The sequence below is a fragment of the Thioalkalivibrio sp. ALJ21 genome (assembly GCF_000378605.1).
Classification (GTDB): Bacteria; Pseudomonadota; Gammaproteobacteria; order Ectothiorhodospirales; family Ectothiorhodospiraceae; genus Thioalkalivibrio.
In genome coordinates this window covers 249,415-261,887 of sequence record NZ_KB905156.1, presented here as the reverse complement: position 1 = coordinate 261,887, position 12,473 = coordinate 249,415, and the positions used below count along the sequence as shown (strand labels likewise).

At 66.8% G+C, this 12,473-nt stretch carries 15 protein-coding genes; 8 read left to right on the top strand and 7 right to left on the bottom strand.

Annotation, left to right across the window (positions count from 1 at the left end; translation table 11 throughout):
• Window positions 1-3 precede the first annotated feature (3 nt).
• The 8 genes from lptB to F579_RS0107250 all read left to right on the top strand — a co-directional run bounded on the left by lptB (window position 4) and on the right by F579_RS0107250 (window position 5,770).
• Window positions 4-732, top strand: a complete 729-nt coding sequence (gene lptB, locus F579_RS0107285) for an LPS export ABC transporter ATP-binding protein (protein WP_155984986.1) — start codon at window positions 4-6, stop codon at window positions 730-732.
• Window positions 733-805: 73 nt separating this feature from the next.
• Window positions 806-2,299 (top strand): RNA polymerase factor sigma-54, encoded by a 1,494-nt coding sequence (locus tag F579_RS0107280; RefSeq protein WP_019023784.1) that lies wholly within the window; start codon window positions 806-808, stop codon window positions 2,297-2,299.
• Between the two features lie 2 nt (window positions 2,300-2,301).
• The gene (gene hpf, locus F579_RS0107275; RefSeq protein WP_012981784.1) at window positions 2,302-2,640 is read left to right on the top strand and encodes a ribosome hibernation-promoting factor, HPF/YfiA family; all 339 of its coding nucleotides are present in this window, start codon (window positions 2,302-2,304) and stop codon (window positions 2,638-2,640) included.
• 4 nt (window positions 2,641-2,644) lie between these two features.
• Window positions 2,645-3,115: a PTS sugar transporter subunit IIA gene (locus tag F579_RS0107270; protein ID WP_019023785.1), complete on the top strand. Its 471-nt coding sequence runs from the start codon at window positions 2,645-2,647 to the stop codon at window positions 3,113-3,115.
• 67 nt (window positions 3,116-3,182) lie between these two features.
• Entirely contained in the window at window positions 3,183-4,214 is a 1,032-nt protein-coding gene (gene hprK / locus F579_RS0107265) for an HPr(Ser) kinase/phosphatase (RefSeq protein ID WP_019023786.1), read from the top strand.
• Window positions 4,215-5,099, top strand: coding sequence for an RNase adapter RapZ (gene rapZ, locus F579_RS0107260; protein WP_019023787.1), 885 nt, complete (start codon window positions 4,215-4,217; stop codon window positions 5,097-5,099).
• 4 nt (window positions 5,100-5,103) lie between these two features.
• Complete coding sequence (locus tag F579_RS0107255; RefSeq protein ID WP_019023788.1) at window positions 5,104-5,529, top strand: PTS sugar transporter subunit IIA; 426 nt, start codon at window positions 5,104-5,106, stop codon at window positions 5,527-5,529.
• Entirely contained in the window at window positions 5,501-5,770 is a 270-nt protein-coding gene (locus tag F579_RS0107250; protein ID WP_012981789.1) for an HPr family phosphocarrier protein, read from the top strand. Before F579_RS0107255 ends, F579_RS0107250 begins: the two co-directional genes overlap by 29 nt.
• A gap of 173 nt (window positions 5,771-5,943) precedes the next feature.
• Here the strand turns inward: F579_RS0107250 and hisC are convergent, their stop codons facing one another.
• From hisC to F579_RS0107215, 7 genes are all read right to left on the bottom strand, one after another.
• Window positions 5,944-7,041, bottom strand: a complete 1,098-nt coding sequence (gene hisC, locus F579_RS0107245; protein WP_019023789.1) for a histidinol-phosphate transaminase — start codon at window positions 7,039-7,041, stop codon at window positions 5,944-5,946.
• A complete protein-coding gene (hisD, locus tag F579_RS0107240) occupies window positions 7,038-8,342 on the bottom strand; it encodes a histidinol dehydrogenase (RefSeq protein ID WP_019023790.1) in 1,305 nt (434 codons plus the stop codon). Before hisD ends, hisC begins: the two co-directional genes overlap by 4 nt.
• Window positions 8,343-8,356: 14 nt before the next feature.
• Window positions 8,357-9,424, bottom strand: a complete 1,068-nt coding sequence (locus F579_RS0107235; RefSeq protein ID WP_019023791.1) for a 3-deoxy-7-phosphoheptulonate synthase — start codon at window positions 9,422-9,424, stop codon at window positions 8,357-8,359.
• A 10-nt stretch (window positions 9,425-9,434) separates the two neighbouring features.
• Window positions 9,435-10,085: an ATP phosphoribosyltransferase gene (gene hisG, locus F579_RS0107230; protein WP_019023792.1), complete on the bottom strand. Its 651-nt coding sequence runs from the start codon at window positions 10,083-10,085 to the stop codon at window positions 9,435-9,437.
• Between the two features lie 27 nt (window positions 10,086-10,112).
• Complete coding sequence (murA, locus tag F579_RS0107225) at window positions 10,113-11,372, bottom strand: UDP-N-acetylglucosamine 1-carboxyvinyltransferase (protein WP_019023793.1); 1,260 nt, start codon at window positions 11,370-11,372, stop codon at window positions 10,113-10,115.
• A 101-nt stretch (window positions 11,373-11,473) separates the two neighbouring features.
• Window positions 11,474-11,800 (bottom strand): lipid asymmetry maintenance protein MlaB, encoded by a 327-nt coding sequence (locus F579_RS0107220; RefSeq protein WP_019023794.1) that lies wholly within the window; start codon window positions 11,798-11,800, stop codon window positions 11,474-11,476.
• Complete coding sequence (locus F579_RS0107215; RefSeq protein ID WP_019023795.1) at window positions 11,793-12,461, bottom strand: phospholipid-binding protein MlaC; 669 nt, start codon at window positions 12,459-12,461, stop codon at window positions 11,793-11,795. Before F579_RS0107215 ends, F579_RS0107220 begins: the two co-directional genes overlap by 8 nt.
• Window positions 12,462-12,473: the final 12 nt, after the last annotated feature.

Here is a 12,473-nt window from a genome sequence, read left to right as displayed (position 1 = left end):
CTGATGGCCGGATATCTGACCGGACGCGAGCTGACCAAGCGCTATGGCAAGCGTACGGTGCTGGATCGTGTCGACGTCGATCTGGCACCGGGCGAGGTCGTGGGCCTGCTGGGCCCGAACGGGGCGGGCAAGACCACCTGCTTCTACAGCCTGGTCGGCCTGATCCGGCCCAACCGCGGCCGCATCACGCTGGGTGACCGGGACATCACCCGGGCCCCGATTCATTCACGCGCCCGGGCCGGGCTGGGCTACCTGCCACAGGAGGCCTCGATCTTCCGGCGGCTGAGTGTGTGGGACAACCTGCAGGCGGTGCTGGAGTTGCGGCGGGAGCTCGATCGCCACGAGCGTCGCCGCATCGGCGATGCCCTGATTGAAGAGTTCCAGCTGGAGACCGTGCGCCACAGCCCGGGGATTGCCCTGTCCGGGGGCGAGCGCCGCCGTGCCGAGATCGCGCGGGCGCTGGCCGGTGACCCGCGCTTTATCTGCCTGGACGAGCCGTTCGCCGGCGTGGACCCGATTTCCGTGGGCGATATCCAGGCGGTGATTGGGCATCTGGCCCAGCGCGGGATCGGTGTGCTGATTTCCGACCACAACGTGCGCGAGACTCTCGGAATCTGCGACAGGGCCTATATTCTTAGTGAGGGCCGCATCCTGAGCGCGGGTACTCCCCAGGAGCTGCTGGACGACCCCCAGGTACGCCGCGTGTATCTCGGCGAAAACTTTCGGCTGTGAGTACTTCCTTTGGGCATGTCTCGACGAGTCCTTTTAAGATGATCTTAATGGTCACGATGGACCTCAAACCGCGATGCTGAAGCCCGGGCTCAATCTGCAGCTGGGGCAGACGCTGACGATGACCCCGCAGCTGCAGCAGGCGATCCGTCTGCTGCAGCTTTCCACGCTGGAGTTGCAGGCGGAGATCCAGCAGGCGCTGGAAAGCAACCCCATGCTCGAGCAGGTGGAGGACGAGGGCGAGGAGGCCCCGCTCGAGCGTCCGGAGGAAGGGGGTGAACGGGTCGACGGGGATCGCATGCAATCCGACACGGCTGGCGATGACGTGATCCCCGAGGAGTTGAGTACCGATAGCCGCTGGGACGACATCTACGAGCCCGCCCCGAGCCCGCGCGGCCTGGATGATCGCGATCCGCTCGAGAATACCTCCGACGGCGAGGACGAGGGCCTGCAGGACCACCTGCTCTGGCAGCTGCATCTGAGCCACCTGACTCCACGCGACCAGCGCATCGGCGCGGCGCTGATCGACGCGATCAGCCCGGACGGCTACCTGGACGGCGACCTCGAGGCGCTGGCAGAGATGATCAGCCAGGGCGAGGACGAGCCTGTGGGGGTCGACGAGGTCGAGGCGGTGCTGCACTGGATTCAGCAGTGCGACCCGCTGGGCGTCGGTGCGCGGGACCTGCGCGAGTGCCTGGAGATCCAGCTGCGCCATCTGGCGCCGGATGCCCCGGCGCGCGATGCGGCCCGAGCCATCCTGGAGAACGGCATGGAGAGCCTGGCCAAGCGGGACTACCGGGCCCTGCAGCGCCAGACCGGGGTGCGCGACCCGGACGAGCTGGCGCGGGCGCTGGACCTGATCCGCACCCTGAACCCGCGGCCCGGTGCCCAGATCAGCGAGTCCACTTCGGAATACGTCGTGCCGGATGTCTATGTCCGCCATGACCGCGATGGCTGGCGCGTGGACCTGAATCCGGAGATTGCCCCGCGCATTCGCATCAACGATCTCTATGCGGGCATGGTGCGGCAGGTCTCCGATGCGCGCGACAGCGCGTTCATGCGCGATCAGCTGCAGGAGGCGCGCTGGTTTCTGAAGAGCCTGCACAGCCGGAACGACACCCTCCTGCGGGTGGCCCAGGCCATCGTCGAACGCCAGCAGGGGTTTCTGGAACATGGCGAGGTCGCGATGCAGCCGTTGATCCTGCGCGATATCGCCGAGGCCCTGGAGATGCACGAATCGACCATCTCGCGGGTGACTACTCAGAAATACATGCACACCCCGCGTGGGGTATTCGAGTTCAAGTACTTCTTTTCCAGTCATGTAGGGACGGCCGACGGCGGCGAATGCTCGGCGACCGCGATCCGTGCCATGATTCGGGAATTGATTGGTGGCGAGACCCCGAACAAGCCACTGAGTGATGCAAAACTGGCCCAGATCCTGTCGGATCGGGGCATTAATGTGGCCCGACGCACCGTGGCCAAGTACCGCGAGGCCATGCACATACCGTCTTCCAGCGAACGCCGGCAGATGGCGAGCATGCCCAGCGGAACCAAGCAGAAAGGAGCCTGACCATGCAGATCAACCTGACCGGCCATCACGTCGATATCACCGATGCCCTGCGCGACTACGTGAACGAAAAGTTCGCCAAGCTGGAGCGCCACTTTGACAAAGTGATCGACGTGCATGTGGTGCTGACCCACGAGAAAAACCAGAACCTGAACAACAAGGCGGAGGCCAATCTCCAGGTCAGCGGCAATCACATCCACGCTGAAGCCAGTCATGAGGATATGTATGCGGCGATCGATGGGCTGATCGACAAGGTGGATCGCCAGCTGATCAAGCACAAGGAAAAGGTCAAGGACCATCACCGCGCCGAGGGTGCCCAGCGCAACCGCGAACAGGCCCTGTAACGCAATGACCATTGCCGAGCTGATCACCCGCGACCGTATCCGGCTGGAGCCCGAGTGTTCCAGCCAGAAACGGGCGCTCGAGACCCTGGCCGAGTTGCTGGCCGTCGGCGGCGAGGAGTCCGCCGGCCCGGCCAGCGGGGCCATCTTCGAGGCCCTGTCTGCCCGCGAGAAGCTTGGCTCCACCGGTCTGGGGCATGGCGTGGCCATCCCGCATGGGCGTCTGGCCGAGCTCGATTTCCCCCGGGTCGCGGTCCTGCGGCTGGACCAGGGCGTCGACTTCGATGCCATGGACCACGAACCCGTGGATATCCTGATCGCACTGCTGGTGCCCGAAGCGGCCACCAGTGCGCACCTGGACCTGCTGGCGCAGCTGGCTCGCGGTCTCTCGCAGCCCGACAACATTGCCTCGCTGCGCCGTGCCGACGACGCGGATGCCCTGGAACGCGAACTGACCCGGGCTTTCGGCGACGCCTGAACATGGCTCTTCCGGCAGTGCTTTCTCTAATCCGACACCCCGCGCCAGCGCTGGCGGAGATTCGTGCATGAACGAGGCACTGGGGGAGGGCGGCATCGCTCGCGACATCACTGTCGAGGCCCTGATCCAGGCGATGGGCAACCGCCTGGATCTGCGCTACGTCCACGGCGAGCAGGTCGCACCGGATCGCAACCTGGTCGGCGGTGACGGCGACGACCTGCCCCTGGCCGGGCACCTCAACCTGATCCGGCCGAACCGCATCCAGGTCATCGGCGATTTCGAGGCGCGCTATATCGCGCGGCTGAGCGATGACCAGCGCGAGCAGCTGATCCTGGAGATGGCCCGCACCGGGACCACCGCGGTGATCTTCGCCGAGGACACCTGTCCCTTCTCGGAGATGCCGGATGTCCCCGAGGAGCAGCTGCCGCTGATCCTGTGCTCCTCGACCAGCAGCCACGAGATCATCTCCCTGCTGCGCTACTTCCTGCAGCAGCGGCTGGCCCATTTCGAGGTGCGCCATGGCGTGTTCATGGAGATCCTCGGCATTGGCGTGCTGATCAGCGGGGCGTCCAGCGTGGGCAAGAGCGAGGTGGCGCTGGAGCTGATCTCGCGCGGTCACCGGCTGATCGCCGACGACGCACCGGAGTTTGCCCGCATCGCCCCGGATATCGTGCGCGGACACTGCCCGGCCCTGTTGCAGGATCTGCTCGAGGTTCGCGGGCTGGGGGTGCTGAACGTCCGCGCCATGTACGGGGACTCCGCGATCAAGGGTGGCAAGTATCTGCGGCTGATCATTGACCTGCGCGATCACAACGAGCCCTCGCCGGTGCCGGACGATCGTCTGACCGGCCGCCGCGGGGAAATCGACATCCTCGGGCTGCGCATCCCGCTGATCAGCCTGCCGGTCGCGCCGGGGCGCAACATCGCGGTGATGATCGAGGCGGCGGTGCGTAACCACATGCTGCATATGCAGGGCTATGTCGCCGGTGACGACCTGCGCGCGCGCCAGCGCCGACAGATGAGCGGCGAGCCCGAGGAGCCGCCGTACCACCGTGCGATCCCCGCAACCACCGTCCCCAACCCGGACCCGGAGGGCTGAATGCGACTCCTGCTGGTCAGTGGTCTGTCGGGTTCCGGCAAGACGGTCGCCCTGCATACGCTGGAGGACGCCGGCTATTTCTGTGTCGATAACCTGCCGCTGCCGTTGCTGCCCGGGCTGATCGAACAGGTCCGAAGCGGCGATTACGACGCGGACGAAGACCGCCACCTGGCGGTCGGGGTGGATGTCCGCAGCGGGCTGACGGCGCTCGAGGGCTTCGCCGACCTGCTGCGCGAGCTCAGGGGCAAGGGGATGCAGGTCGAGGTGATGTTCCTGCAGGCCTCCAGCGAGGTCCTGCTGCGCCGCTATCACCTGACGCGGCGCCGACACCCACTGGCGCGCGACGGCGTGCCACTGGTGGACGCGATCGAGCGCGAACGTGACTGGCTCGGCCATGTTGCGGCCGAGGCGGATCTGACCGTGGACACCTCCCGGTTGTCGATGCATGACCTCGCGCGCACCCTGCGCGACCGTGTCGGGCTGCTGGGCGAAGAGCGCCTGTCCCTCCTTTTTCAGTCGTTCGGGTTCAAGCACGGGGCGCCGCTGGACTCCGACTTCGTGTTCGATGTGCGCTGCCTGCCCAACCCGCACTACGAGCGTGATCTGGCGCCGCTGACTGGGCGCGACGCGCCCGTTTGCGAGTTTCTTGCACGTCATGGCGAGGTCGAGGAGATGTATGACGGGATCCAGGGCTTTCTCGAACAGTGGGTCCCGCGCATCCGGCAGGATCACCGCAGCTATGTGACCGTTTCGATCGGATGCACCGGCGGCCGTCACCGCTCGGTTTATCTCGTGGAGCGGCTGGCGGCTGCCTGGCGGGGGCGCGAACATGTTACTGTTAGCACCCGTCACCGCGAGCTATCCCTGCCCCTCGAATCGGAGTGAGTCCATGGGCGTTGGTCTGATCCTGATCACGCATCAAAACCTCGGCGACACCCTGCTGCAGACGGCCAGCAGCATGCTGGGCGACCTGCCCGAGGATTGCGAGTCCATGGCGATGTCGCAGAATGACGACCCCGACGAGGTGCTGGCGCGCGCGAGGGCACGTCTGGGCGAGCTGGATTCCGGCTCCGGTGTGCTGATCCTGACCGACATGTTCGGCTCCACCCCCTCCAATGTGGCCAGCCGCGTGGCCCGGGGTGCGAACGCCCGCGTCATTGCCGGGATCAACCTGCCGATGCTCATCCGTGTGCTGAACTACCGCCATCTGCCGCTGACGGAGCTGGTCAACAAGGCCCTGTCGGGCGGCCACGATGGCATCCTTCTTTGTGACCAGGAGTGTTCGGATGCCGCAGCGCGAAGTCCCCATCGTTAATCGTCTGGGGATGCATGCGCGTGCGGCGGCCAAGTTCGTGAGCCTGGCCAGCCAGTACGCGTCCGATGTGACCGTCTCCCGGAACGCCCAGGAGGTGAACGGCAAGAGCATCATGGGGGTGATGATGCTGGCGGCGGCGCAGGGCTCCGAGGTCACCATCACCACCGACGGCGAGGACGCCGAAGAGGCCCTCGACGCCCTCACCGAACTCGTCGCCAACCGCTTCGGCGAGGACGCCTAGCCCCCTCCAGCCGCCATGCCTTTACGAGGCTGTGTCTAGTTTGACCTCGGGTGTTTACGGTGGTTTCGGCCAGCCGCCTGCCAAGCGCTGTCTCGCCAGCGCATGGCAGGCGGCTGGCCGAAACCACCGTAAACTCAAGAGGACGAACTAGGCCCAGCCTCGGGAGTCAGGGTTCAGCCGGCGAGGGCGTCGCGCAGGGCCACGAGGAACGCGTCGTTCTCGTCGGGGCGGCCGACGGTGACGCGCAGGCAGTCCGCCAGTAGCGGATGCGCGCGGCCAACATCCTTGATCAGGATGCCGGCGTCGCGCAGGGCCGCGAAGCTCGCATGCCCCTGTCCTTCGCGCACCCGAAAGAGGATGAAGTTCGCCTGACTCGGGAACACGTGTTCGACGCCGTCGATCGCCGCGAGTGCATCGGACAGCCGGCCGCGTTCCTCGATGATGCCGTGCGCCTGCTCATCCAGGGCCTCGCGGTGATCCAGGGCGAAGGCGACCGAGCGCTGGGTCAGGGTATTGATGTTGTACGGCAGGCGCAGCCGGTCCAGGGCATCGATCCAGCCCGCGGAGGCGGCCAGATAGCCCAGCCGCGCACCGGCCAGCCCCAGCTTCGAGACCGTACGCATCACCATCAGCCCGTCGTACTGGCCGACCTCCGGCAGGAAGCTGTGGGAGGCGAACGGGGCATAGGCCTCGTCGACCACCGTGACGCCGGGGTTGGCCTCGATGATCGCCTGCACGGCGGCCGGGTCGTCCAGGGTCCCGGTCGGGTTGTTCGGGTAGGCCAGGAACACGACCGCGGGGTTGTGCTCGGCCAGAGCGGCGTGCATCGCGTCGAGGTCGAGGCTGAAATCTCGGTTCAGCGGGACGCCGACGAACGGCACGCCCATCGCCCGGGCCAGGACACCGTACATCACGAAGGTCGGTTCCGGCGCCAGGATCGGGCGGCCGGAGGCGGCGACCGCCATGATCAGGATCTGGATCAGTTCGTCGGAGCCGTTGCCGAACAGCAATCCGGCCGCTTCGGGCACGCCGTGGGCGGCGCGCACCTTTTTCTCCAGCGCACGTGCCCCGGCATCAGGATAGCGATTCAGTCGCGGGTTACGCAGGGCCTCCAGCCAGGCGTCTTCCAGTGCGCCGGGCCAGGGGTGCGGGTTCTCCATCGCGTCCAGCTTGATCAGGCCGGTCGCGTCCGCCACCTGATAGGCCGGCTGCGCCAGCACCTCCGGACGCATCAGGGCATCCGGGCTGCGGCTTTCGTGCGGCAGGCTCATTGCCCGCCGCGCAGTTCGGCGGAGCGGGCGTGGGCGGTCAGGCCCTCGCCGTGCGCGAGGGCGGCGGCGGTCTTGCCGAGCTTCGCGGCGCCCGCGGCCGAGCAGTGGATGATGCTCGAGCGCTTCTGGAAGTCGTATACGCCCAGCGGCGAGGAGAAGCGCGCGGTGCGCGAGGTGGGCAGCACGTGGTTGGGCCCGGCGCAGTAGTCGCCCAGGGCCTCGGAGGTGTAGCGCCCCATGAAGATCGCGCCGGCGTGGCGCAGCCCGGCGTCCAGCATCGCTTGCGGGTCGGCCACCGACAGCTCCAGGTGTTCCGGGGCGATGCGGTTGGCGACCGCAACGGCCTCGGCGGAGTCGCGTACCTTCACCAGCGCCCCGCGCTTGTCGAGGCTGGTGCGGATGATCTCGGCACGCGGCATTTCGGCCAGCAGGCGGTCCATGGCCTCGGCCACGCGGTCGAGAAAGGCCTCGTCCCAGGACAGCAGGATGGACTGGGCCTGTTCGTCATGTTCGGCCTGCGAGAACAAATCGGCCGCGATCCAGTCCGGGTCCGTTTCGCCGTCGCAGACCACTAGGATCTCCGACGGGCCGGCGATCATGTCAATGCCGACCGTGCCGAACACCTCGCGCTTGGCTGCGGCCACAAAGATGTTGCCGGGACCGACAATCTTGTCCACCGCCGGGATGGTCTGGGTGCCGTAGGCCAGCGCGGCCACCGCCTGGGCGCCGCCGATGGTATAGACGCGATCGACCCCCGCCACCGCGGCGGCGGCCAGCACCAGATCGTTTAGTTCGCCGCCCGGGGCGGGCACGACCATTACCAGCAGTTCCACGCCGGCGACCTTTGCCGGTACCGCGTTCATCAGCACGGAGGAGGGGTAGGCCGCTTTGCCTCCGGGCACATACAGGCCAACGGAATCCAGCGCGGTAACGCGCTGGCCGAGCACCGTTCCGTCTTCGTCGGTGAAGTCCCAGTCCTGCATCTTCTGGTGTTCGGCGTACTGGCGGATGCGCGTGGCGGCGGTCTCCAGCGCCTGGCGCTGCTCCGCCGGGATGGATTCCAGTGCGGCCTGCAGGCGCTCCCGCGCGATCTCCAGGTCGGCGACCGCGCTGCGATCGAGGCGATCGAACTTGGCGGTGTAGCGCAGCACGGCCGCGTCCCCCTCCGTACGCACCGCGGCGAGGATCTCGTCCACCGCATCACGTACGCCGGTGTCGGCGACGGACTCCCAGGACAGCAGGTGCTCCAGGGCCTGATCGAAGTCGGGCTGCTGGGTATCGAGTCGGGCAATGGAGGGCATGGTCGGGGTCCTCTCTAGGCAGGCACGGCAGCTTTACGGCGCGCACGCACGGCGTCCGCCAGCAGTTTCAGGCTGGTCTCGGTCTCGTCCCAGCCCATGCAGGCATCGGTGATGCTCTGGCCGTAGGTCAGCGGCTTGCCGGGCAGGATGTCCTGGCGACCGCCGACCAGGTGGCTCTCGAGCATCGCGCCCATGATGCGGCGATCCCCGCCAGCGATCTGTTCGGCCAGCGAGCGGGCCACGTCCACCTGACGCTTCGGATCCTTGCGACTGTTGGCATGGCTGCAGTCGACCATCACCAGTTCCGGCAGCTCGGCCATGCGCAGCTCCTTGCAGGCCTGTTCGATGCTCTCGGCATCGTAGTTCGGCTGCTTGCCGCCGCGCAGGATGATGTGGCAGTCGTCGTTGCCGGTGGTCGAGAAGATCGCCGAGCGCCCAGCCTTGGTCACCGAGAGGAAGTGGTGCGGTCGCGAGGCGGAGCGGATTGCGTCGATCGCCACCCGCAGGCTGCCATCGGTGGAGTTCTTGAAGCCCACTGGGCACGACAGGCCGGAGGCCAGTTCGCGGTGCACCTGGCTCTCGGTGGTGCGCGCGCCGATGGCCCCCCAGGCGACCAGGTCCGCGATGTACTGCGGGCTGATCAGGTCGAGGTATTCGGTGGCGGCCGGCATGCCCTTGATCGCCAGATCACGCAGCAGCCCGCGCGCGACGCGCAGGCCCTTGTTGATATGGAAGCTGCCGTCCAGGTCCGGGTCGTTGATCAGGCCCTTCCAGCCGACCGTGGTGCGCGGCTTTTCGAAGTACACCCGCATCACGATATGCAGGGCGTCGGATAGCTCCTCGCGCAGGTCCTTCAGGCGCTCGGCGTACTCCAGCGCGGCGTCCACGTCGTGAATCGAGCAGGGCCCGACGATCACCTGCATGCGGTCGTCCTCGCCGTGCAGGATGCGGTGGCAGGCCTGGCGTGCCGCGAACACGGTCTCGGAGGCCGCGTCGGTGATGGGCAGTTCTTCGCGCAGGGTGTCCGGGGCGGACACCTCCTGGATATCGCGGATTCTCAGGTCGTCGGTATCGGCGGTCATGATGCTCTCGTTACGTCGTCGCGGGCGTGACGGCCTCGCGCAGGCCCTCGATCAAATTTTGAATGGTTCTATGTCGCATCTTCATGGCTGCCTGGTTCACGATCAACCGGGAACTGATGGGGGTAATCAGTTCCAGCGGCTCCAGGCCGTTGGCCTTGAGCGTGTTGCCGGTGTCGACCAGGTCCACGATGTAGTCGGCCAGATCGACCAGCGGCGCCAGTTCCATCGAACCGTAGAGCTTGATGATCTCCACCTGGCGGCCCTGCTGGGCGAAGTAGTTCTGGGTGATGTTCACGAACTTCGTGGCGATGCGCAGGCGCTGCTGCGGGTCCGGCTGCTGGCCCGGGCGTCCGGCCAGCATCAGCCGGCATGCGGCGATACGCAGATCCAGCGGTTCGTAGAGTCCCGCCGCGCCGTGCTCCATCAGCACGTCCTTGCCGGCCACACCAATGGATGCCGCGCCATGCTGCACATAGGTGGGGACGTCGGTCGCCCGCACCACCACGATCTTCACGTCCTCGCGGTTGGTGTCGAGGATCAGCTTGCGCGTCTTGTCCGGGTCCTCCAGGAGTTCGATCCCGGCGCTGGCCAGCAGCGGCAGGGTGTCCTTGAGGATGCGTCCCTTGGACAGGGCGATGGTCAGGGCGTTGGGATCCATCATGTCGAGTGTCAGTCCGTCTGTTTCGAGTCAGGCCGGCTCGCGGCGGATGCCCGCGCCGATCTGGCTCAGTTTTTCCTCGATGCATTCGTAGCCGCGGTCGATGTGGTAGATGCGGTCGACCGCGGTCTCGCCCTCGGCCACCAGGCCGGCGATGATCAGGCTGGCCGAGGCGCGCAGGTCGGTCGCCATCACCGGGGCACCCACCAGCTGTTCCACGCCCTTGACGATGGCCGTGTTGCCCTCGATGGTGATGTCCGCCCCCATGCGCTGCAGTTCCAGCGCATGCATGAAGCGGTTCTCGAAGACCGTTTCGACAACCGACCCGGTGCCCTCGGCCACCGTGTTCAGGGTCATCATCTGGGCCTGCATGTCGGTGGGGAAGGCAGGGAAGGGTGCGGTCCGCAGGTTGACTGCCTTCGGACGGCGTCCTTCCATGTCCAGTTCGATCCAGTCCGGGCCGGTCTCGATGCGCGCGCCGGCCTCGACCAGCTTGGCCAGCACCGCATCCAGCAGCTCCGGGCGGGTATTGCGGCAGCGCACGCGCCCGCGGGTCACCGCCGCCGCGACCAGGAAGGTGCCCGTCTCGATGCGATCCGGCATTACATCGTATTCGCAGGCCTGCAGGTTTTCGACGCCCTGCACGCGGATGGTGTCGGTCCCGGCACCCTGGATCTTTGCGCCCATCGCCGTAAGGCAGTCCGCCAGGTCGACCACTTCCGGCTCGCGCGCGGCGTTCTCGATCAGGGTCTCGCCCTCGGCCAGGGTGGCGGCCATTAGCAGGTTCTCGGTGCCGGTAACCGTGACCTGGTCGAACACGACGCGCGCGCCCTTCAGGCGCTTGGCGCGGGCGTGGATGTAGCCTCCCTCGACGTCGATCTCCGCGCCCAGTGCCTCCAGCCCCCGCAGGTGCAGGTTGACCGGGCGCGAACCGATAGCGCAGCCACCCGGCAGCGAGACCTCGGCCTCGCCAAAGCGGGCGAGCAGGGGGCCCAGCACCAGGATGGAGGCGCGCATGGTTTTGACCAGGTCATACGGGGCAACACACTGGGTCAGGGTGGTGGGGTCGACCTCGATGCGCATGCGCTCGTTGACCGTGAGGCTTACGCCCATGCGGCCGAGGAGTTCCATGGTGGTGGTCACGTCCTGCAGGTGCGGGACGTTGCCAATGGTCATCGGTCCGTCCGCCAGCAAGGTGGCGGACAGGATCGGGAGCACCGCGTTCTTGGCCCCGGAGATCCAGACCTGCCCCTCCAGGCGGCGGCCTCCGGTGATGATCAGCTTGTCCATGGAAAGCCCGGGTCGGTCGCGGGGTCCAGCATGGCCCAGCGAAACACGCCATGATAACGAATCTGCCAGCTGCGCGCGCGTTTCCGGTCGCGGGGCGGGCGTCAGGCCGCGTCGGTCTGCCCCGCGGGAACCGAATCGGCGATCACCGATTGCAGGTCGTAGAGTTCAATGAGGGGTACCAGGCCCTGCGGGATGGAGTGGAAACCCAGCTCTCCACCCTGTTCGTGCACCCGGCGCCAGAGGGTGACCAGCAACGCCACGCCCGCCGAGTCGATGCGGGTCACTTCGCCGAGATCCACCCGCGTGCGAGCGGGCAGTCCCGCAAGCAGCGCGCTAATGCGGGACTCGAGACCCGGAACCGTGGCAAACGTCAGCGTGCCGGAGAGAGCGAGCCCCTCCGGTGTTGCGTGCAGGCGGGCGTCAGCCATCGCCGTTGTCGACCTCGTCGGCGATGCCTTCCATCGCGTCATCGACGAGTTCGCGGTCGCCGTCCTCGAGGCGTTCGATCAGCGCGTCGAGGCCGTTGCGGTTGATCTCCTCGTTGAAGCGGTTGCGGAAGTTGCCGACAAAGCTGAGGCCTTCGGCCTCGACGTCGAAGACCTTCCACTCCCCGTTCACCGGCCGCAGGCGGTAGTTCACCTGCAGGTTCGATTGTCCCGAGCCCATGACGATCTCGGTCGCAACGACGGCCATGCGGTCATCCTGGCGCGAACGGCGCTCGATCACGCGGATGTCCTTGTCCAGATGGTCCGCCAATTGCACACCGTAGGCCTGCAGCAGCGTGTTCTTGAAGGCCTCGGTGAAGCGTTCGCGCTGCTCGCTGGAGGCGTCGCGCCAGTGCCGCGCCAGCACCAGCCGGGACATGCCCTCGACATCCACGCCGGGCAGGATCTTGTCTTCGATCACGCCGATCACGAAATCCGGGTCTTCCTGGGCACGGTCCTCGTTCGACCGCAGTTTTTCGTACACCTCGTCGATGGACTGCTTGATGATCTCGGTGGGGTTGTCCGCCTGCGCGGCACCCGGGAGGGCCAGCAGCAGGAGCAGCCAGAGCGGCGCCGGCAGCGCCCAGAATCGCAATGTCTTCATCGTGTCGTCCCC

Bases quoted from the DNA above. Each gene is read 5' to 3' on its own strand.
- lptB (WP_155984986.1), top strand. From the start codon at position 4: ATGGCCGGATATCTGACCGGACGCGAGCTGACCAAGCGCTATGGCAAG.
- F579_RS0107280 (WP_019023784.1), top strand. From the start codon at position 806: ATGCTGAAGCCCGGGCTCAATCTGCAGCTGGGGCAGACGCTGACGATG.
- hpf (WP_012981784.1), top strand. From the start codon at position 2,302: ATGCAGATCAACCTGACCGGCCATCACGTCGATATCACCGATGCCCTG.
- F579_RS0107270 (WP_019023785.1), top strand. From the start codon at position 2,645: ATGACCATTGCCGAGCTGATCACCCGCGACCGTATCCGGCTGGAGCCC.
- hprK (WP_019023786.1), top strand. From the start codon at position 3,183: ATGAACGAGGCACTGGGGGAGGGCGGCATCGCTCGCGACATCACTGTC.
- rapZ (WP_019023787.1), top strand. From the start codon at position 4,215: ATGCGACTCCTGCTGGTCAGTGGTCTGTCGGGTTCCGGCAAGACGGTC.
- F579_RS0107255 (WP_019023788.1), top strand. From the start codon at position 5,104: ATGGGCGTTGGTCTGATCCTGATCACGCATCAAAACCTCGGCGACACC.
- F579_RS0107250 (WP_012981789.1), top strand. From the start codon at position 5,501: ATGCCGCAGCGCGAAGTCCCCATCGTTAATCGTCTGGGGATGCATGCG.
- hisC (WP_019023789.1), bottom strand. From the start codon at position 7,041: ATGAGCCTGCCGCACGAAAGCCGCAGCCCGGATGCCCTGATGCGTCCG.
- hisD (WP_019023790.1), bottom strand. From the start codon at position 8,342: ATGCCCTCCATTGCCCGACTCGATACCCAGCAGCCCGACTTCGATCAG.
- F579_RS0107235 (WP_019023791.1), bottom strand. From the start codon at position 9,424: ATGACCGCCGATACCGACGACCTGAGAATCCGCGATATCCAGGAGGTG.
- hisG (WP_019023792.1), bottom strand. From the start codon at position 10,085: ATGATGGATCCCAACGCCCTGACCATCGCCCTGTCCAAGGGACGCATC.
- murA (WP_019023793.1), bottom strand. From the start codon at position 11,372: ATGGACAAGCTGATCATCACCGGAGGCCGCCGCCTGGAGGGGCAGGTC.
- F579_RS0107220 (WP_019023794.1), bottom strand. From the start codon at position 11,800: ATGGCTGACGCCCGCCTGCACGCAACACCGGAGGGGCTCGCTCTCTCC.
- F579_RS0107215 (WP_019023795.1), bottom strand. From the start codon at position 12,461: ATGAAGACATTGCGATTCTGGGCGCTGCCGGCGCCGCTCTGGCTGCTC.